The sequence below is a fragment of the Peribacillus sp. NPDC097675 genome (assembly GCF_050277655.1).
GTDB lineage: Bacteria > Bacillota > Bacilli > Bacillales > DSM-1321 > Peribacillus.
Map to the genome: position 1 here is coordinate 1 of NZ_JBNNSK010000018.1, position 20,046 is coordinate 20,046.

Annotated in this window: 22 protein-coding genes, 1 rRNA gene and 2 other annotated features; all 23 genes read left to right on the forward strand. The window is 40.9% G+C overall.

Annotated elements, in window-relative coordinates:
- Positions 1-91 (forward strand): 5S ribosomal RNA (rrf, locus tag ACQKL5_RS19880); the annotation flags it as partial.
- Between the two features lie 259 nt (positions 92-350).
- Positions 351-812: a CtsR family transcriptional regulator gene (locus ACQKL5_RS19885; RefSeq protein WP_402970961.1), complete on the forward strand. Its 462-nt coding sequence runs from the start codon at positions 351-353 to the stop codon at positions 810-812.
- A gap of 20 nt (positions 813-832) precedes the next feature.
- Positions 833-1,384, forward strand: coding sequence for a UvrB/UvrC motif-containing protein (locus ACQKL5_RS19890; RefSeq protein WP_427610599.1), 552 nt, complete (start codon positions 833-835; stop codon positions 1,382-1,384).
- Positions 1,381-2,457, forward strand: a complete 1,077-nt coding sequence (locus ACQKL5_RS19895) for a protein arginine kinase (protein ID WP_427610600.1) — start codon at positions 1,381-1,383, stop codon at positions 2,455-2,457. The genes ACQKL5_RS19890 and ACQKL5_RS19895 overlap by 4 nt, the downstream gene beginning before the upstream one ends.
- A 110-nt stretch (positions 2,458-2,567) precedes the next feature.
- Complete coding sequence (gene clpC / locus ACQKL5_RS19900; protein WP_427610602.1) at positions 2,568-5,009, forward strand: ATP-dependent protease ATP-binding subunit ClpC; 2,442 nt, start codon at positions 2,568-2,570, stop codon at positions 5,007-5,009.
- 193 nt (positions 5,010-5,202) lie between these two features.
- Positions 5,203-6,591 (forward strand): DNA repair protein RadA, encoded by a 1,389-nt coding sequence (radA, locus tag ACQKL5_RS19905; RefSeq protein ID WP_427610604.1) that lies wholly within the window; start codon positions 5,203-5,205, stop codon positions 6,589-6,591.
- Between the two features lie 2 nt (positions 6,592-6,593).
- The gene (gene disA, locus ACQKL5_RS19910; protein ID WP_427610605.1) at positions 6,594-7,667 is read left to right on the forward strand and encodes a DNA integrity scanning diadenylate cyclase DisA; all 1,074 of its coding nucleotides are present in this window, start codon (positions 6,594-6,596) and stop codon (positions 7,665-7,667) included.
- A gap of 228 nt (positions 7,668-7,895) precedes the next feature.
- Positions 7,896-8,993, forward strand: a complete 1,098-nt coding sequence (locus ACQKL5_RS19915) for a PIN/TRAM domain-containing protein (RefSeq protein WP_427610606.1) — start codon at positions 7,896-7,898, stop codon at positions 8,991-8,993.
- A 21-nt stretch (positions 8,994-9,014) separates the two neighbouring features.
- Entirely contained in the window at positions 9,015-9,716 is a 702-nt protein-coding gene (gene ispD / locus ACQKL5_RS19920; protein WP_427610607.1) for a 2-C-methyl-D-erythritol 4-phosphate cytidylyltransferase, read from the forward strand.
- A gap of 1 nt (position 9,717) precedes the next feature.
- Positions 9,718-10,197, forward strand: a complete 480-nt coding sequence (gene ispF / locus ACQKL5_RS19925; protein ID WP_427610608.1) for a 2-C-methyl-D-erythritol 2,4-cyclodiphosphate synthase — start codon at positions 9,718-9,720, stop codon at positions 10,195-10,197.
- Between the two features lie 89 nt (positions 10,198-10,286).
- Positions 10,287-11,738 (forward strand): glutamate--tRNA ligase, encoded by a 1,452-nt coding sequence (gltX, locus tag ACQKL5_RS19930; protein WP_427610609.1) that lies wholly within the window; start codon positions 10,287-10,289, stop codon positions 11,736-11,738.
- A 48-nt stretch (positions 11,739-11,786) separates the two neighbouring features.
- Positions 11,787-12,033 (forward strand) — a binding site (T-box leader).
- Positions 12,034-12,100: 67 nt separating this feature from the next.
- Positions 12,101-12,751, forward strand: coding sequence for a serine O-acetyltransferase (gene cysE, locus ACQKL5_RS19935; RefSeq protein WP_427610610.1), 651 nt, complete (start codon positions 12,101-12,103; stop codon positions 12,749-12,751).
- 1 nt (position 12,752) lies between these two features.
- A complete protein-coding gene (gene cysS / locus ACQKL5_RS19940) occupies positions 12,753-14,156 on the forward strand; it encodes a cysteine--tRNA ligase (RefSeq protein WP_427610611.1) in 1,404 nt (467 codons plus the stop codon).
- Between the two features lie 3 nt (positions 14,157-14,159).
- Positions 14,160-14,576, forward strand: coding sequence for a Mini-ribonuclease 3 (locus ACQKL5_RS19945; RefSeq protein ID WP_427610612.1), 417 nt, complete (start codon positions 14,160-14,162; stop codon positions 14,574-14,576).
- 3 nt (positions 14,577-14,579) lie between these two features.
- Positions 14,580-15,323, forward strand: a complete 744-nt coding sequence (gene rlmB / locus ACQKL5_RS19950) for a 23S rRNA (guanosine(2251)-2'-O)-methyltransferase RlmB (protein ID WP_427610613.1) — start codon at positions 14,580-14,582, stop codon at positions 15,321-15,323.
- Positions 15,324-15,327: 4 nt separating this feature from the next.
- A complete protein-coding gene (locus tag ACQKL5_RS19955) occupies positions 15,328-15,837 on the forward strand; it encodes an NYN domain-containing protein (protein WP_427610614.1) in 510 nt (169 codons plus the stop codon).
- A gap of 85 nt (positions 15,838-15,922) precedes the next feature.
- The gene (gene sigH / locus ACQKL5_RS19960) at positions 15,923-16,555 is read left to right on the forward strand and encodes an RNA polymerase sporulation sigma factor SigH (protein ID WP_402875764.1); all 633 of its coding nucleotides are present in this window, start codon (positions 15,923-15,925) and stop codon (positions 16,553-16,555) included.
- 182 nt (positions 16,556-16,737) lie between these two features.
- Positions 16,738-16,887, forward strand: a complete 150-nt coding sequence (gene rpmG, locus ACQKL5_RS19965) for a 50S ribosomal protein L33 (RefSeq protein WP_402971004.1) — start codon at positions 16,738-16,740, stop codon at positions 16,885-16,887.
- 52 nt (positions 16,888-16,939) lie between these two features.
- Positions 16,940-17,122: a preprotein translocase subunit SecE gene (secE, locus tag ACQKL5_RS19970; protein WP_427610615.1), complete on the forward strand. Its 183-nt coding sequence runs from the start codon at positions 16,940-16,942 to the stop codon at positions 17,120-17,122.
- 238 nt (positions 17,123-17,360) lie between these two features.
- Positions 17,361-17,894 carry a transcription termination/antitermination protein NusG gene (nusG, locus tag ACQKL5_RS19975; RefSeq protein ID WP_427610616.1) on the forward strand — a complete coding sequence of 178 codons (534 nt, stop codon included), beginning with the start codon at positions 17,361-17,363 and terminating at the stop codon, positions 17,892-17,894.
- A gap of 175 nt (positions 17,895-18,069) precedes the next feature.
- Positions 18,070-18,495, forward strand: coding sequence for a 50S ribosomal protein L11 (gene rplK / locus ACQKL5_RS19980; protein ID WP_053349074.1), 426 nt, complete (start codon positions 18,070-18,072; stop codon positions 18,493-18,495).
- 104 nt (positions 18,496-18,599) lie between these two features.
- Entirely contained in the window at positions 18,600-19,295 is a 696-nt protein-coding gene (gene rplA, locus ACQKL5_RS19985) for a 50S ribosomal protein L1 (protein ID WP_427610618.1), read from the forward strand.
- Positions 19,296-19,342: 47 nt separating this feature from the next.
- Positions 19,343-19,493: a sequence feature (ribosomal protein L10 leader region), on the forward strand.
- A 39-nt stretch (positions 19,494-19,532) separates the two neighbouring features.
- A complete protein-coding gene (rplJ, locus tag ACQKL5_RS19990; protein ID WP_427610619.1) occupies positions 19,533-20,033 on the forward strand; it encodes a 50S ribosomal protein L10 in 501 nt (166 codons plus the stop codon).
- Positions 20,034-20,046: the final 13 nt, after the last annotated feature.

The following is a 20,046-nucleotide window of genomic DNA, read 5'->3' on the forward strand; positions in this document are numbered from 1 at the left end:
CACCCGTTCCCATTCCGAACACGGCAGTTAAGCTCTTCAGCGCCGATGGTAGTTGGGGGTTTCCCCCTGTGAGAGTAGGACGCCGCCAAGCCATTTCAAAGGTCAGCCATTGTGCTGGCCTTTTTTGCGTTTTAGAAGTTAGGTTATTAAAATACATAAGGTTTTAAAGAGAATCATTGAGGGTAATTAGTAAGATATTTTAATTTTAGTGTGTGCAATGGGTATGTAAATACATATAATTTGGAGAAAATAGTTATTAAAGAAGAATTAGTGCGTTTTAATTTGCATTATGTGCTTTTCCTTGTATAATTATAGTCAAATATAGTCAAAGTCAGATTGGAGGAGGTCGAGTGAGAAACATATCTGATATTATCGAAACTTATTTAAAGCAAGTACTAGAAATAAGTCAGAAAGATATCTTAGAAATTAAAAGAAGCGAAATAGCAGATAAATTTCAGTGTGTTCCTTCTCAAATCAATTACGTAATTAATACAAGGTTTACAATCGAAAGAGGCTATGTTGTAGAGAGTAAGCGCGGTGGTGGCGGGTATATTCGGATAATGAAGGTGAAATCCCAGGATTACGTGCAACTCATTAATCAATTATTATCACTAATTGGTTCTAGAGTACCTCAATCTATGGCTGAAGGCGTAATTGCCCGACTGATGAGCGAAGAAGTCATTAATGAAAGAGAAGCCAAGATTATGATGAGTGTCATTGATAGATCAGTGATTTATATAGATTTACCAGATCGTGATGAATTAAGGGCACGAATTCTAACTGCAATGCTTACAACCTTAAAATATAAATAAAATGGCAGAGGTGATGAATGATGATTTGTCAAGAATGCCATCAAAGGCCTGCGACTCTTCACTTTACCAAAATCATTAATGGAAAAAAGAATGAAGTTATGATTTGTGAGAAATGTGCTCAGGAAAAAGGTGAGATGTTCATGGATGCAGGTGGGCATGGATTTTCAATAAATAATTTATTAGCAGGATTGTTGAATATCGAGTCGAATATTCAACAGACAAAGACTAATTCATTTCCTACGAAAGAAGAAAAACGCTGTCCTCATTGTCATCGTTCTTATAAAGAATTCGTCCATATTGGTAAATTTGGTTGTGCTGAGTGTTATAAAACTTTCAATGACCAGTTAAATCCGATTTTAAAAAGGGTTCATAGCGGCAATACAGCTCATATCGGAAAAATTCCAAAAAGAATCGGTGGTAGTATTTATCTTCGGAAACAAATTTCAGACTTGAAACAGAATTTAAAGCTCCACATCGATCAAGAGGAATTCGAAAAAGCGGCAGAAGTCAGAGATAAAGTACGTTCCCTTGAAAAAAGGTATGAGGCACAGGAGGGGAGCGATGAATCATGAGTTTAGAAAAGTTTATGGAGAACGCATTGAGTTCATGGATGAATGATGAAGGTCCTGAAATGGATATTGTATTAAGTTCCCGAATTCGGTTAGCCAGAAATTTTAAAGACTTCACCTTCCCTACCGCCTTTTCAAATGATGAGGCAAAAGAAATTATTGAATTGGTTAAGAAGAGAATCGAAAAAGAAGTCACACCGGAAATTGGGAAACTTGAACTTCTTGAAATCGATCAAATAAAGTCACTGGAAAAGAGAGTACTTGTCGAGAAGCATTTAATCAGTCCCCACCTAGTGGAAGAATCGGCAAAAGGTGCATGTCTTCTCTCAGAAAATGAAGAAATAAGCATCATGGTTAACGAAGAGGATCACCTTAGGATTCAGTGTTTGATGTCAGGGTTACAGCTTAAGGAAACCCTAAGGCTTGCAAATGTTCTTGACGATTGGATTGAAGAATCCATAGACTATGCATATGATGAAGAGCGAGGGTACTTAACCAGCTGTCCAACTAATGTGGGAACAGGGTTGAGAGCCTCGGTGATGATGCATCTTCCAGGTCTTGTACTTACTCAGCAAATGAATCACATTATACCGGCTATTAACCAATTGGGCCTTGTCGTTCGAGGGATTTATGGAGAGGGCAGTCAAGCTTTAGGAAATATCTTTCAAATATCCAACCAAATTACTCTTGGAAAGTCGGAGAAGGATATTGTGGAAGACCTAACGAGTGTAGTTCAGCAAATCATTGCCCAAGAAAGGTCAGCAAGGGATGCATTAGTGAAGACCTCTCACATACAATTAGAGGATAGAGTTTTTCGATCATATGGAATTTTATCGAATTCTCGAATCATTGGGACTAAGGAAGCCGCCGCCTGTATCTCCGATGTTAGATTAGGAATTGATATAGGCTATATAAAAAACATTTCTAAAAGTATCCTAAATGAGTTGATGATTCTAACTCAGCCAGGGTTTTTACAAAAATACGCAGGCGGACCTTTAAGAACTCATGAAAGGGATATCCGCCGAGCAGCTCTTATACGAGAACACTTGGATTTCACGGAATCCTCCATTTCATAAAAAAAGCGATTTTTCATGTAATGTTCACACTATACAAGTAAAGCAAAGCTTCTGCTAAAGTGGAATGAAAGAAGCTATTCAAAACGAAAATTCTAAAGGAGGAATTCCCTATGATGTTTGGTCGTTTTACTGAAAGAGCCCAGAAAGTATTAGCATTAGCCCAAGAAGAAGCTATCCGGTTAGGTCATAATAATATTGGCACGGAGCATATCCTATTAGGTTTAGTGCGTGAGGGAGACGGAATTGCCGCCAAAGCGTTATTCGCCCTCGGATTAGGCCCAGAAAAAATTCAAAAAGAGGTAGAAAACTTGATTGGGCGTGGTCAGGACACTGCGCAAACGATTCATTATACTCCAAGAGCGAAGAAAGTCATTGAACTGTCTATGGATGAGGCAAGAAAATTAGGTCATTCATATGTAGGGACAGAGCATGTACTCCTTGGTCTGATTCGAGAAGGGGAAGGCGTAGCGGCCCGTGTGCTAAATAATCTTGGTGTGAGTTTAAATAAGGCACGTCAGCAAGTATTACAGCTCCTAGGCAGTAATGAATCAGGTGGGCATCAAGGTTCGACCACATCTAACGCAAGCACACCGACTCTTGACAGTCTTGCTCGGGACCTAACTGCAATCGCTCGCGAAGACAGTTTAGATCCTGTCATTGGCAGAGGCAAAGAAATTCAACGTGTCATTGAAGTACTAAGCCGTCGAACTAAGAATAATCCCGTATTAATCGGGGAGCCTGGAGTGGGTAAAACCGCCATTGCAGAAGGCCTTGCCCAGCAAATCATTAATAACGAGGTTCCTGAAATTCTACGTGATAAACGTGTAATGACGCTAGATATGGGAACTGTCGTAGCAGGGACGAAATATCGTGGTGAATTTGAGGACCGGTTAAAGAAAGTGATGGATGAAATTCGTCAGGCTGGGAATATCATCTTGTTTATTGATGAATTGCATACATTGATAGGAGCAGGTGGGGCAGAAGGTGCCATCGATGCATCGAATATTCTTAAACCATCCTTGGCCCGCGGAGAATTACAATGTATCGGTGCAACAACTTTGGATGAGTACCGTAAATATATTGAAAAGGATGCTGCACTCGAGCGTCGCTTCCAACCTATCCAAGTTGATGAACCAACAAATGAAGAATCGATTCAAATTCTAAAGGGATTACGTGACCGTTATGAAGCGCATCACCGTGTATCGATTACAGATGAGGCCATCGATGCCGCAGTTAAATTATCTGATCGATATATTTCCGATCGTTTCCTTCCGGATAAAGCCATCGACCTGATTGATGAAGCAGGTTCGAAAGTGCGTCTACGTTCATATACTACACCACCAAACCTAAAAGAACTTGAAGTGAAATTAGATGAAGTTCGCAAGGAAAAGGATGCTTCTGTTCAAAGTCAGGAATTTGAAAAAGCTGCTTCCCTTCGTGATACGGAGCAACGTTTAAGAGAACAATTGGAAGAAACCAAGAAAACGTGGAAAGAAAAGCAGGGGCAGGAGAACAGTGAAGTGACAGTGGAGGATATTGCCAATGTCGTATCGAGCTGGACTGGTGTGCCGGTTACTCGTTTGGCACAAACCGAGTCTGATAAGCTGCTAAATATGGAATCTATCCTACATGATCGTGTGATTGGGCAGGAAGAGGCTGTTATAGCTGTCTCCAAAGCTGTACGACGTGCAAGAGCCGGATTGAAGGATCCTAAGAGACCAATCGGCTCATTCATCTTCTTGGGACCAACAGGAGTCGGTAAAACGGAGCTTGGCCGTGCATTGGCGGAATCCATGTTTGGCGATGAGGACGCGATGATTCGGATTGATATGTCCGAGTATATGGAGAAGCATTCAACGTCTCGCTTAGTGGGTTCTCCTCCAGGTTATGTGGGGTATGAAGAGGGCGGACAGCTGACTGAAAAAGTAAGAAGAAAGCCATATTCCGTCGTCCTACTTGATGAGATTGAAAAGGCACATCCAGATGTATTTAATATTCTTCTACAAGTTCTAGAAGATGGAAGACTGACGGATTCAAAAGGCCGCACGGTTGATTTCAGGAATACGATCCTGATCATGACTTCGAATGTTGGGGCTTCTGCATTGAAAACGGATAAGTATGTAGGCTTCAATATTCAAGATACTGGTCAAGACTATAAAAATATGAAAGGGAAAGTTATGGAAGAACTGAAACGTGCCTTCCGTCCTGAATTCCTGAACCGTATAGATGAGACGATCGTCTTCCATTCATTAGAAAAAGACCATTTGAAGCAAATTGTTACGTTGATGTCCAATCAACTAATTTCTCGTTTGAAAGAACAGGAGATTTTCTTAGAGCTTACAGATGCAGCTAGAGAAAAAGTAGCGACGGAAGGATTCGACCCGGAATATGGGGCACGACCAATCCGTAGAGCGCTTCAAAAGCATGTTGAAGATTACCTATCTGAGGAATTGCTCAAGGGAAATGTGAAAAAAGGGCAAACAGTCGTAATGGATGTAGTGGATGGTAAATTCATGGTTAGACAAGGCGAACCCGTCAATATAAGTGAATAAGCTAATTTTTAAACTTCGAGGTACACTCAGACTTTTTAGCAGTGTACCTCTGTTTTTTTTCATAGATAAAATGTAAGTAAGGAAGCCACTATATAGCAAATGAGAAAATTTTTTTGAATAAGAAGGATTAAATAAAACCGGCATATAATATCTTTTATATGGGTATTTTGAGGAAAAAGAAAGAGGAGTTATTATGGCAGCAAAAAAGAAAACGAAGTTCATGTGTCAGTCTTGTGGATATGAGTCAGCGAAATGGATGGGAAAATGCCCAGGGTGTGGGGAATGGAATAAAATGGTGGAAGAAACTGAAATCGTGAAGCCCGCACGAAAGGGAGCATTTACTCATTCTGAAGTACGGGGGTCTGCACAGCGTGAGAAGGCGACACCAATTACGACAATTCAATCGGACAAGGAACCTCGGATTACGACAGATTTAGCGGAATTGAATCGTGCACTTGGCGGCGGGATTGTCCAAGGCTCACTTGTCTTGATCGGTGGAGATCCTGGGATAGGCAAATCAACCCTGCTATTGCAAGTGTCTTCGCAGCTGGCCCATAAACAGAAAAAAGTATTGTATATTTCTGGTGAAGAATCCATTAAACAAACCAAGTTAAGAGCGGATCGGTTAGGCGCTATGTCGGAGAATCTTCTGGTTTATGCCGAGACGGATATGGACTATATCCAAGAGGCGATCCAAGATGTAAAACCGGACTTGGTCATTATTGATTCCATTCAAACCGTGTATCATTCAGAAGTGACATCAGCTCCGGGTAGTGTTTCCCAGGTAAGGGAGTGTACATCTTCCTTAATGCGGATAGCTAAGACCAATGGAATTGCTATTTTCATTGTTGGACATGTTACAAAAGAAGGGGCGATTGCTGGGCCCCGTCTGCTTGAGCATATGGTGGATACAGTTTTATATTTTGAAGGAGAGAGACACCATACATATCGAATTATCCGTGCAGTCAAGAATCGATTTGGTTCGACTAATGAGATGGGAATTTTCGAGATGAAGGAACATGGTTTGGAAGAAGTGGCGAATCCATCCGAGATTTTCCTTGAGGAACGGTCCCAAGGAGCCTCTGGTTCCACCGTTGTGGCTTCAATGGAAGGTACAAGACCGGTACTTGTAGAAATTCAAGCTTTGATATCACCGACGAGCTTCGGAAACCCGAGAAGAATGGCTACAGGAATTGATCACAATCGAGTTTCCCTTTTGATGGCTGTTTTGGAGAAGAGAGTTGGCTTGCTCCTACAAAACCAAGATGCTTACCTAAAAGTTGCGGGTGGAGTTAAATTGGATGAACCGGCCATTGATTTGGCTGTCGCCATTAGTATCGCATCGAGTTTCCGCGACAAGTCCACCAACCCAACCGATTGCATCATTGGTGAAGTAGGCTTGACGGGTGAAGTTAGAAGGGTATCCCGTATCGAACAACGTGTACAGGAGGCGGCGAAGCTTGGATTTGAACGTGTGATCATCCCGGCTAATAACATTGGGGGATGGACTGCGCCAAAGGGCATTAAGATCATTGGGGTTTCATCAGTTTCGGAGGCTCTTCACCATTCGTTAGGGGGGTAAAGATGACAGAGAAAAAAGGACATGAAAAAACCAAATTGGAGATTTTGCAAATTGTAGCCCCAGGTACCCCGCTTCGAGAAGGGATTGAAAATGTGCTGAGGGCCAATACAGGTGGCTTAATCGTTGTTGGATATAATGAAAGAGTACGAGCGATAGTGGATGGCGGCTTCGAGATTAATTGCGACTGCACCCCAAGCACATTATATGAGTTAGCCAAGATGGACGGGGCCATTATTTTAAATGAAAATGCGGACAAAATCATTTTCGCTAATGCCCAGTTAGTCCCCGATAACAGCACGCCTTCCACAGAAACGGGCATGAGGCACCGAACTGCAGAGAGGGTCGCAAGGGAAACCAAGTCATTAGTCATTGCCATCTCGCAGAGAAGGACAGTTATCACACTATACCAGGGGAATTTCCGATATGCCCTTAAAGATATCGGAGTGATTCTAGCTAAAGCCAATCTAGCCATTCAGACCTTAGAAAAGTATAAGGTCGTTTTACAGCAGAGCATTTCGGTATTAGGTGCCTTGGAATTCGAGGAAGTAGTTACTTATGAGGATCTTTTACGAGTCTTTCACCGGTATGTAATGGTTCTTCGAATCAAAGCGGAGTTACTGGCCTACCTCAATGAGCTAGGTACGGAAGGTCGGCTGATTCGCCTTCAGATGTATGAAATCCTGGCAGATATCGAAACAGAAGGAAAATGGCTCATCAAGGATTACGCCTCTAACAAGGAAGAAAACCCCGTGGAAATCATTTTCCGTCTTCAAGAGCTAGCCATGCAGGAAAAACTTGATGAAAGTATACTGCTGAAGATACTGGGATACCAGGGTCACATCCATCTAGATGCTCCTGTACATGCCAGGGGTTATCGAATTCTTCATAAAATTCCCCGATTACCAGGTTTGATCATCGATAATCTGGTAAAGCAATTTGAATGTTTTAAGGAAATCAATAAGGCGACGGTGGAGCAACTAGATGAAGTGGAAGGGATTGGGGAAGTTAGAGCCAATAAAATTAAAGAAGGACTTCGTATTTTAAAAAACCAACTTGTCACAAACCGAAGGATGTAAGATACTGATTGGCCTTCTAGATATTCCTATTTTACCTTGAAATTGAATAGTGTTTATTTTTGACACTCAAAACGCGGAATGCTAGGCTAAAATTACGAAAAAGTACGATGACTATATGCATAAATCACGAGTTCTTCGGTGAATTTCCAGATATGTAATGAAAACGAATTTTCAGTGGTTTCATTTTTTTTGTATTGGTCAATAATGAGAAGAGGGAGGTGAAAGGGAATGTTAAAACGCATTATACAAGCATGTTTCTTAATATTTGGTGGGACGCTTGGTATGCTACTTATTCCTGAATTATTAATTGTTGTTCATGCAGACGATATTGCTTTATTAAACAATCCTTATGTGAGTGTACTGTTGGGCGCTATTATCTTTTATCTTATAACTTTTTGGGCAGTGGATCATGTGGTCTATTTTATGAAGTGGTTAGAAGAGCAGCTAGTTAAGTTTCCAATCACAGATATAATCTTTGGAAGCGTGGGGCTTTTAGTTGGTCTGCTTGCGGCATTTTTGGTAGGGTCAGCCTTCAGTGCGATTCGAGTTCCGATACTAAATACGGTCGTCCCTATTATTCTTACGCTTTTGTTTGGCTACCTAGGATTTCAGGTGGGCTTTAAGAAACGTGATGAACTACTGAGTCTTTTCTCAAAAAACAATAAGAAAAAAGCTTCTGATGGGGGATTGGCTGAGGAGGACGAGGAAAGTGACAGCAAGCGGTTGAAGATCCTCGATACAAGCGTTATCATTGATGGGAGAATTGCGGATATTTGTCAGACAGGCTTCCTTGAAGGAACCATTGTGATACCTCAATTCGTGTTAAATGAGCTTCAGCACATCGCTGATTCCTCGGATGCATTGAAAAGAAACCGGGGTCGGAGAGGACTTGATATCCTTAACAGGATTCAAAGGGACCTTCCCATTAAAGTAGAAATGTACGAAGGCGATTTTGAGGACATCCAGGAAGTCGATAGTAAACTAGTGAAGCTCGCTAAGATTTCAGGCGGTATGGTTGTTACCAATGATTTCAATCTTAATAAAGTGTGTGAGTTTCAAAATGTAGCCGTCCTCAATATCAATGACTTGGCGAATGCAGTTAAACCAGTTGTACTACCTGGGGAAGAAATGAATGTGCAAGTCATTAAGGATGGGAAAGAACAGAATCAGGGAATTGCCTATTTAGATGATGGGACAATGATTGTTGTCGAAGGCGGACGTGATTATATTGGAAAACGCATTGACGTACTTGTGACAAGCGTCCTTCAAACATCAGCAGGTCGAATGATTTTTGCTAAACCTAAACTATTAGAAAAAGCATTATAAAGAAGAGTAGGAGAAACTGTTATGTTTTATGAAGTAGTGATACCTGCAGCGGGACAAGGAAAGAGAATGAAGGCCGGCAAGAACAAGCTTTTTATCGAATTATCGGGTACCCCGATTATTGTATATACACTTCGCGTTTTTGAGGAGGATCCAAACTGCCGGGGAATTATCCTTTCGATAAATCCGGCAGAAAAGGATTATTTCAAGGAAATGATAGCCTCTTTCGAATTTAAGAAGGTCAAGAAGCTTGTAGCGGGTGGCAAAGAACGTCAACAGAGCGTTTATCATGCATTGAAACATGTAGGAGAGGAAATAATCCTAGTCCATGACGGAGCACGTCCTTTTATCGACCAAAAGCAAATTAGTGACTTAACTTCTGCAGCAAGTCTCCATGGTGGAGCAATCATCGCGGTCCCAGTGAAGGATACGATAAAAAAGGCAAAAGACAGATCAGTCATGGAAACAGTTGAACGATCAAGCTTGTGGTCCGTACAAACGCCACAAGCTTTTCGTGCATCTATATTAATTAACGCTCATGAAAAAGCGGAAGCGGCATCATTCCTAGGTACGGACGATTCAAGTTTGTTAGAAAGAATCAACGAACAGGTAGTCATAATTGAAGGCAATTATGATAATATTAAAATCACGACTCAGGAAGATTTATATTTTGCCGATGCGATTTTACATAAGCAACAAATGAAAAGTGAAGATAGGGGAGAATGAGATGTTTCGAATAGGACAGGGTTATGACGTACATCAGCTTGTTGAAGGCAGGCCTTTAATAATTGGAGGGATAACGATTCCTCATGAGAAAGGGCTGCTTGGTCATTCGGATGCGGATGTATTGCTGCACACGGTTGCAGATGCTTGTTTAGGTGCAATTGGTGAAGGCGATATCGGCAAGCATTTCCCCGATACTGATCCGGAATTTAAAGATGCCGATTCTGCTAAGTTATTGCAGTATATTTGGGCAATCGTCAAAAAAGAAGGCTATGAATTAGGTAATGCAGATTGTACCATCATTGCACAAAGCCCAAAAATGGCTCCATACATTGAAGAAATGCGTAAAAGGATCGCGGAACTCTTGGATACCTCAGTAGGTCAAATTAATGTAAAGGCGACAACGACCGAGAAGCTAGGATTCACGGGTAGAGGCGAAGGCATTGCAGCGCAGGCCGTTGTCTTGCTGGTTAAAACTAGCTGAATTCCGTTTTGAGTGGAAACCTTTATTACCTTGAGGTTAAATGGTAAAATAAAACGTAGAAAAGAAAGACTGGGAGGTCTCTATATATCATGAACAGCGATATTCGTGTTCGCTATGCACCAAGTCCGACTGGACATTTACATATAGGAAATGCTCGGACTGCTTTATTTAATTATTTATATGCACGTCATAATGGCGGTAAATTCATTATCCGCATTGAAGATACCGATAAAAAAAGAAATATTGAAGGTGGCGAAGAAAGCCAGCTGAAATATTTAAAATGGCTCGGAATGGATTGGGATGAAGGCGTAGACATTGGCGGTGAATATGGACCGTATCGTCAGTCAGAACGGAATGATATTTATCGAGAACTGTACCAAGAGCTTCTAGATAAAGGGTTGGCTTATAAATGCTATTGTACGGAAGAAGAGCTTGAAGCAGAACGTGAAGGGCAGGTTGAACGGAACGAAACACCTAAGTATTCCGGTAAGTGCCGCCATCTAACGGCTGAAGACCAAGAGAAACTCGTGGCTGAAGGCAGAAAACCGAGTATTCGCTTTCTCGTTCCTTCGGGCAGAGTCCTTACTTTCAATGATATGGTTAAGGACGATGTGTCATTTGAAACGGATGGCTTTGGAGATTTTGTCATTGTTAAAAAAGATGGAATCCCGACGTATAATTTTGCAGTAGCGGTTGATGATCACCTGATGAAAATCTCGCATGTTCTTCGTGGTGATGATCATATTTCTAATACACCTAAGCAACTTATGATTTACGAAGCATTCGGTTGGGAGCCCCCTGTGTTCGGACATATGACTCTGATCGTCAATGAAAGCAGGAAGAAATTAAGTAAGCGCGATGAATCAATTATCCAATTTATCGAACAATATGAAGAGTTAGGTTACTTGCCTGAAGCTTTATTCAACTTTATTGCTTTACTGGGCTGGTCACCAGGCGGTGAGGAAGAGATTTTCCCTAAGGAAGAGTTCATTAAACTTTTCGAAGCGGACCGTCTTTCCAAATCACCGGCACTTTTCGATAAGCAAAAGCTTACTTGGATGAATAATCAATATGTGAAGCAATTGGATGAGGAAAGAGCGGTACAATTGTCCATTCCTCACTTAGTGAAGGCAGGCAAGATTTCTGCAACTCGTTCACCGGAAGAAGAAGAATGGGTGCGTGGTCTAGTTTCTCTTTATCAAGAGCAGATGAGCTATGGGGCGGAAATCGTAGAACTTTCAGAGCTATTTTTCAAGGATGAACTGGAATATGAGCCTGAAGCGAAGGAAGTCCTAGCAGAGGAACAAGTACCTGAAGTCATGGAAGCCTTCCTTAAAGAAATCGAAGAACTTGAGGAGTTTAAGGCCGACGAAATCAAGAAGTCCATTAAAGCGGTACAGAAAAGTACAGGGCATAAAGGTAAAAAACTATTCATGCCAATCCGTGCAGCGGTGACTGGACAAACTCATGGTCCTGACCTTCCAAAAGCGATTTCTCTACTAGGTAAGGAAAAAATTAAACAACGCATCATGAGTATTTAATGTTAACAATTAGACAAAAATGTAATATAGTAATTAATAATCTTACAAAAGAACGCGTAGATGGGGAGAAGTAAGTAAACGAAGCTTTTTAGAGAGAACCATAACCTGCTGAAAATGGTTTAAGCCTCTCGTTTTCTGAAATGCACCCTTGAGTCCTTTGCTGAACTAACCTATAGTAGGCACAGGCGGAATATCCTCCGTTACAGGGATAAAAGTTGGGGATGGACCAGTTCGCCTTTTTGGCCTGCTATACTCATTCCAAACAGAGTGGAACCGCGCTTAAAGCGTCTCTGTCTATATGGACAGAGACGCTTTTTTATATGCTTTAAAATTAAAAGGATGGAGCATAGGGGGGAATCATCATGTTAAAGATGTTTAAAGAAGATATCGAAGTGGTTTTTGATCAAGATCCTGCTGCGCGTAGTTATTTGGAAGTTATATTGACGTATGCAGGGTTGCATGCCATTTGGAGTCATCGGATGGCTCATATACTATATAAGAAAAAACTGTTTTTCCTGGCTAGAAGCGTATCACAAATCAGTCGCTTTTTTACCGGGATAGAGATTCACCCTGGGGCAACCATAGGCCGTCGTTTCTTCATAGATCATGGAATGGGTATCGTCATTGGTGAAACATGTGAAATCGGTGATAATGTCTCTGTCTTTCAAGGGGTAACACTTGGAGGAACGGGAAAGGAAAAAGGAAAACGCCACCCTACGATAAAAGATAATGTATTGATAGCAACTGGAGCCAAGGTACTTGGTTCTATTATAGTCGGTGAAAACTCCAAAATCGGTGCCGGTTCGGTCGTATTGAAGGAAGTACCCGCTAATTCAACAGTGGTCGGCATACCTGGAAAAGTAGTCATTAAAGATGGCGTCAAAATAAAGAAAGACTTAAATCATTCAGATCTTCCTGATCCAATTGCTGACCGTTTAAAGGTAATGGATAAAGAAATCCAAGCTTTAAAATTGGAGCTAGCAAAACAGAAGCAGGAAGAAAGGAGTTTATAATATGGCGATAAAAATATATAACACAGCGACTAGACAGAAAGAAACCTTTGTCCCGATGGAAGAGGGAAAAGTAAAAATGTATGTTTGTGGACCTACAGTCTATAACTACATTCATATCGGAAATGCGAGACCAGCAATCGTATTCGACACTGTAAGAAGATACTTGGATTACAGAGGCTATGAAGTTAACTTTGTTTCGAACTTTACGGATGTTGATGATAAGCTGATACGAGCGGCTAAAGAATTGGGAGAAGATGTCCCGACCATTTCAGAACGCTTTATAAAGGCTTACTTTGAAGATGTTTCAGCCCTTGGCTGCAAAAAAGCGGATGCACATCCAACCGTGATGGAGAACATGGATACGATTATTGAATTCATTTCGACGTTGATTGATAAGGGATATGCATACGAATCGGATGGGGATGTCTATTTCCGCACTCGTAAATTTGACGGGTATGGGAAACTGTCTCATCAGTCCATTGATGAACTACGGGTCGGAGCTCGTATTGAAGTCGGTGAGAAGAAGCAGGATGCATTAGACTTTGCTCTTTGGAAAGCGGCGAAGGAGGGCGAAATCTCTTGGGAAAGTCCATGGGGATTGGGTCGTCCAGGCTGGCATATAGAATGTTCGGCAATGGTTAAGAAGTACCTTGGCGACACCATCGATATTCATGCGGGTGGGCAAGATTTAGCTTTCCCCCACCATGAAAACGAAATAGCCCAATCAGAAGCGTTAACAGGAAAGTCATTCGCTAATTATTGGATGCACAATGGGTATATCAATATAGATAATGAAAAGATGTCAAAGTCCTTGGGTAATTTTGTTCTTGTTCATGACATCATCCAGAAGCACGACCCACAAGTATTACGTTTCTTCATGTTATCCGTGCATTACCGTCATCCAATCAATTACAGCGAAGAATTGCTGGAAAATGTAATGGCTGCATTCGATCGTTTGAAAACTTCTTATCAAAACCTGAAGCACCGCCTTCAAGTAAGCGGCGGGTTAACAGAGAATAATGATGTGTGGTTACAGAAGGTTGGCGAACTGCATGAACAGTTCATTAAGGAAATGGATGACGATTTCAATACAGCAAACGCGATATCCATTCTTTTCGAACTATCCAAACAAGCGAATTATTACTTGATGGAGAAGAATACTAACAAGGAAGTCATTGAAGCCTTTCTTGGTGAATTTGAAACTCTTTTCTCCGTTCTTGGTTTATCGCTTGAAGAAGAAGAAGAAGGATTATTGGACGAAGAAATAGAAGGTCTGATCCAGCAAAGAATTCAAGCAAGGAAAGACCGTAACTTTGGGTTATCTGATGAGATTCGTGACCGTCTAAAAAGCATGAACATTATATTAGAGGATACCCCTCAAGGTACAAGATGGAAAAGAGGGTAAAAGATGCTTCAATACGATAATAAAATAGACGAAAAAATGTTAAATAGTCTTGCTCTAGCCTATATGGGAGATGCCGTATATGAGACCTACATACGGCATCATCTTATTCAAAATGGAGCGGTTAAGCCTAATCTGCTTCATAAAAAAGCAACATCCTTTGTATCGGCTAAAGCGCAGAGTAAAATCATACATTTTTTCATAGAATCAGATTGGCTGTCCGAAGAAGAGGCTGCTGTCGTTCGTAGGGGCCGCAACGCCAAGTCCGGGACGGTGCCGAAGAATACAGATGTGCAAACCTATCGGTACAGTACAGCCTTTGAGGCACTTATGGGCTTTTTATACTTATCAGGGCGAATTGAAAGAATGGAAGTACTTATTGAAAAATCAATTGAATTCATAGAAGAAGAAAAGGGGAAATAACCCATGAGTGAAGAATATATTATTGGAAGAAACCCCGTCTTGGAAGCACTGCGTTCCGAACGGGATATTAATAAAATTTGGATTTCAGAGGGCTCGCAAAAAGGGTCCATGCTTCCTCTGATCGGTCTAGCAAAAGAAAAGAAAGTCTTCGTACAAATCGTGCCAAAGAAAAAAATAGACCAAATGGTAGAGGGAATTCACCAAGGTGTCATTGCACAAGTAGCGGCTTACGATTATGTAGAGTTAGACGATTTATTCGCAAGAGCGGCTGAACGCGATGAAGCACCATTTTTCATGATTTTAGATGAAGTAGAAGATCCACATAACTTAGGGTCAATCATGAGAACGGCAGATGCAGTCGGTGCTCATGGAATTATCATTCCAAAGCGTAGAGCAGTTGGGCTAACGGCGACGGTAGCGAAAGCATCCACAGGGGCAATTGAGTATATTCCGGTTGCACGGGTTACGAATTTAGCTAGAGCGGTGGAAGAGTTAAAAGAACGTGGAGTCTGGATAGTGGGTACTGACGCGAAAGGTAGCGATGATTACCGGAACATGGACGGTAAGATGCCAATTGGTCTTGTTATTGGAAGCGAAGGCAAGGGAATGGCCAGGTTAATGAAAGAAAAATGTGATTTCCTAATTCGCCTCCCTATGGTCGGGAAAGTAACATCATTAAATGCATCGGTCGCCGCAAGCTTATTGATGTATGAGGTCTATCGAAAAAGAAATCCCCTAGGGCAGTAATGAGATGAATATTCTGTTAGTGGACGGTTACAACATCATTGGAGCCTGGCCGGAACTGAGAGAATTGAAAGAAAGAGATCTTGCTGCGGCAAGAGACCGCCTGATAGAAATGATGGCAGAATATCAAGCCTTTACTGGATCCAGGGTTATCGTCGTATTTGATGCCCAATATGTCCAAGGAACAGCCCGGATATTCAAAAATCATAAAGTCGACATAATTTTTACAAAAGAAAATGAAACTGCCGATGAGAGAATCGAAAAAATGGCGATAGAACTGAATAATATCAAAACGCAGATTCAAGTGGCTACTTCTGACTTTACGGAGCAATGGGTCATCTTTGGCCAAGGGGCCCTAAGAAAGTCTGCCCGTGAACTGTTGATGGATATGGAAGAAATTCAGGGTGAAATAAAAAAAGATGTGCAAAAAACAACGGCAATAAAATCTACGGCTAAAATCCCTTTGAGTGAAGAAGTAGCGGAAATATTCGAAAAATGGCGTCGGGGTAAAATTTGAACCATTGACGGGCAAAATTTACCTGCTGTATAATATTTCTATCTGAGTCAGGTCAGGGGGATATAATTTGGGTCTCAATTTCGGAATGAAACTGAACGAAAAATATCTGCAGTTTGATGATGAAGAGTTGATTGAGTTAGTACACACTGGAGACAGTGAGGCGCTAGATTATTTGATTCAAAAGTATCGTAATTTTGTAAGGGCGAAGGCAAGGACATATTTTTTAATAGGTGCAGATAAGGAAGACATCGTTCAAGAAGGCATGATTGGTTTATATAAGGCTGTCCGTGATTTTAAAGGTGATAAGCTCTCTTCTTTTAAAGCATTTGCTGAACTATGTATTACGAGACAAATCATCACAGCTATTAAAACAGCAACACGTCAAAAACATATCCCGCTCAATTCCTATGTTTCCCTGGACAAGCCCATTTATGATGAGGAGTCCGACCGTACTCTTATGGATATTATATCGGGTACAAAAGTATTAGACCCAGAAGAACTGATTATTAACAAAGAAGAGTTTGACGATATCGAATTGAAGATGGCCGAGCTTCTAAGTGATTTAGAGAGAAAGGTATTAGCTCTTTATTTAGATGGGCAAACCTATCAGGAAATCTCTGAAGAGCTAAACCGTCATGTGAAGTCAATCGATAATGCCCTCCAGAGGGTGAAAAGAAAGCTCGAGCGTTATCTGGAAGTAAGGGAAATCAGTTTATAGTCCCTCCGCTTTTTCCGCTTCATTTCATCTGTCACTAACTCCACTTGATTGTTGCATTCGCAATGGTTTGACAAGGCTAATTGAGTTGACAACGATCGAGGTGGCAATCCCCTTTGTTATTGACAATAAAAGACAGCCGTGATAAGGTTTTATGGATATAGTAGATAGGATAGGTGTTTCAAATGCAAAAAAAAATCACACTAGCTTGCACCGATTGCGGTTCAAGAAATTATAATTATGATAGCAACAAGTCTAACAGCGCTGAACGATTAGAGTTAAAGAAGTTTTGCAGCACCTGTAATTCACATACGAATCATAGGGAAACAAAATAACCGTTTTTTAAATAGATTGAAAGAAGCAGTCTAATGCTTGGAGGATACATTCATGAAACGCTTAACCGGATTTTTCAGCGGAGTCACACGCGAAATGCGAAAAGTAAGCTGGCCGAAACGCAAAGAATTAACCAAATACACAATCGTTGTAGTAACGACTGTTCTGTTCATGGCTTTATTCTTTCTAGTGGTCGATATGGGCATTTCCGAATTAATTCGCTTAGTTATTGAATAAGAGATTCGAAAATAAGGTATAATAGTGATAGAATAATATGTGTCAGCAGAAAAGCCCGGAAACGGGTTTTTTAATTTGTCTTTTTTAAGAAAAAGTTCAAACTCTAGCATTGCTGTTCAATCTATAGGAGAATCCGGATCGTACAGGATGTTAATTTTGGCTAGTTCGTTAGAAAATAAAGTTCCTTAAAGAATATGATTGATTGCAGGGAGGGAAGGACGTCACAGTCCTAAAAGATATGGAAAAGAATTGGTATGTAGTTCACACCTACTCAGGCTATGAGAACAAGGTTAAGGCCAACCTAGAGAAACGTGTTGAAACAATGGGGATGGAAGATAGAATCTTCCGCGTAGTAGTTCCTGAAGAAGAAGAAACAGAAGTAAAAGATGGCAAAACGAAAGTAACGAAGAAGAAGGTTTTCCCAGGGTACGTACTAGTGGAAATAATCATGACGGACGATTCATGGTATGTAGTCCGTAATACACCTGGCGTAACAGGTTTCGTCGGTTCGTCAGGAGCGGGATCTAAACCGACAGCACTACTTGATGAAGAAATAGAAGTTGTCCTTAAACGTATGGGTGTCGACGAAAGCAAATATGACATCGACTTTGAAGTTGGAGACACTGTTCAAGTGAAAGAAGGACCGTTTGCAACTTTCGCGGGTCCAATTGAAGAATTAGATACAGATAAAGGAAAAGTCAGAGTTCTTGTTAATATGTTTGGCCGAGATACGCCGGTAGAACTAGACTTTAATCAAGTGGAAAAATTATAAACGGAAAAAAACTTGAAAAAGCCTTTTGAAAGTGGTAGAATTTCAAAGGTCAGTATGTTTCAAATTTTTAGGCCTCAACGATACAAGAATTCTTTATTGATATATAAAGAATTCAAGATGAGTGGGAGGGTATATCCCTATTACCACATCACGGACTTATAAGGAGGTGTGTCTCGTGGCTAAAAAAGTAATTAAAATGGTTAAATTGCAAATTCCTGCTGGTAAAGCGAATCCTGCACCGCCGGTTGGTCCTGCATTAGGTCAAGCTGGTGTTAACATCATGGGATTCTGTAAGGAGTTCAACGCTCGTACAGCAGACCAAGCTGGTCTAATTATTCCTGTTGAAATCACGGTATTTGAAGACCGTTCATTTACATTCATTACAAAAACTCCACCCGCTGCTGTATTACTTAAGAAAGTAGCAGGTATCGAGTCTGGTTCTGGTGAACCTAACCGTAAAAAAGTTGCTACAGTCAAGCGTGATCAAGTGCGCGAGATTGCTGAAACTAAAATGCCTGACCTAAACGCTGCAAACGTTGAAGCTGCAATGCGTATGGTTGAAGGTACTGCTCGCAGCATGGGTATTGTCATCGAAGACTAATCCATGTAATTGTTATTTGTTTCTACGGGGTTGCGATTGATACTCGCAACCTTTATTCGTGGGAGGTATTACCGTTAAAACCACAATTTAGGAGGATTTATATCATGGCTAAAAAAGGTAAAAAGTATCTTGAAGCAGCTAAGCTTGTTGAAGTTTCAAAAGCATACGCTGTAACAGAAGCAATTGAAATTGCAAAAAAAGCAAATTTCACAAAATTCGATGCGACAGTTGAAGTTGCTTTCCGTTTAGGAGTAGATCCTAAGAAAGCTGACCAACAAATTCGTGGAGCAGTTGTGCTACCGAACGGAACTGGTAAAACTCAACGTGTATTAGTATTCGCAAAAGGCGAAAAAGCAAAAGAAGCTGAAGCTGCTGGTGCTGACTTCGTTGGCGAATCTGACTACATCAACAAAATCCAACAAGGATGGTTCGAATTCGACGTAATCGTTGCGACTCCTGACATGATGGGTGAAGTTGGTAAACTTGGCCGCGTATTAGGACCTAAAGGCTTAATGCCAAACCCTAAAACAGGCACAGTTACATTTGATGTAACTAAAGCTGTTAATGAAATCAAAGCTGGTAAAGTTGAATACCGCGTAGATAAAGCTGGTAACGTCCATGCTCCAATCGGTAAAGTATCTTTCGAAGATGCTAAACTAGTGGAAAACTTCACTACTATCTATGATACATTAATGAAAGTTAAACCTGCGGCTGCTAAAGGTACTTACATGAAAAACGTTTCTGTAACTACTACAATGGGTCCTGGTGTGAAAGTTGATTCTTCTTCTTTCAATAAATAAATTTGACATATCAAAACTATTCTTGTTATAATATGTTTTGTTGTGATAAATGAATATCATTTGTACCGAAGACAGTAGGTGCTCTATATGAGCTTAATTCCCTGCCGAGGTAATTCGATAAAAATAGTCGTTGACTATGACCTTTGAAATTACTGCCTTCATGTCTGCAATAGAGATGAAGGCTTTTTCTTTGAAACGGTATAAATGTTTTCAAGCAAATCTACAGGAGGTGTAAGGATGAACGCAATTATTGAACAAAAGCAAACTATCGTTGCTGAGATTACTGGTAAATTTACAGCTAGCAAATCCACAGTTGTTGTTGACTATCGTGGATTGACTGTTGCTGAATTAACAGAACTTCGTAAGCAACTTCGTGAAGCTGGCGTTGAGTTCAAGGTTTACAAAAACTCTTTGGCTCGTCGTGCTGCTGAAAGTGCTGAACTTGGCTCTTTAAACGAATCTCTAACAGGACCAAATGCAATTGCATTCTCGAATGAAGATGTTATTGCGCCAGCTAAAATCCTTAACGATTTTGCGAAAAAACATGAAGCGTTAGAAATTAAAGCTGGAGTTATCGAAGGAAATGTTGCATCTGCTGAAGACATTAAAGCTCTTGCAGAACTACCTTCACGCGAAGGCCTACTTTCAATGTTGCTAAGTGTGCTACAAGCACCTATGCGCGGTCTTGCTCTTGCTACAAAAGCAGTTGCAGAACAAAAAGAAGAACAAGGCGCGTAAGCTAACCGCTTAT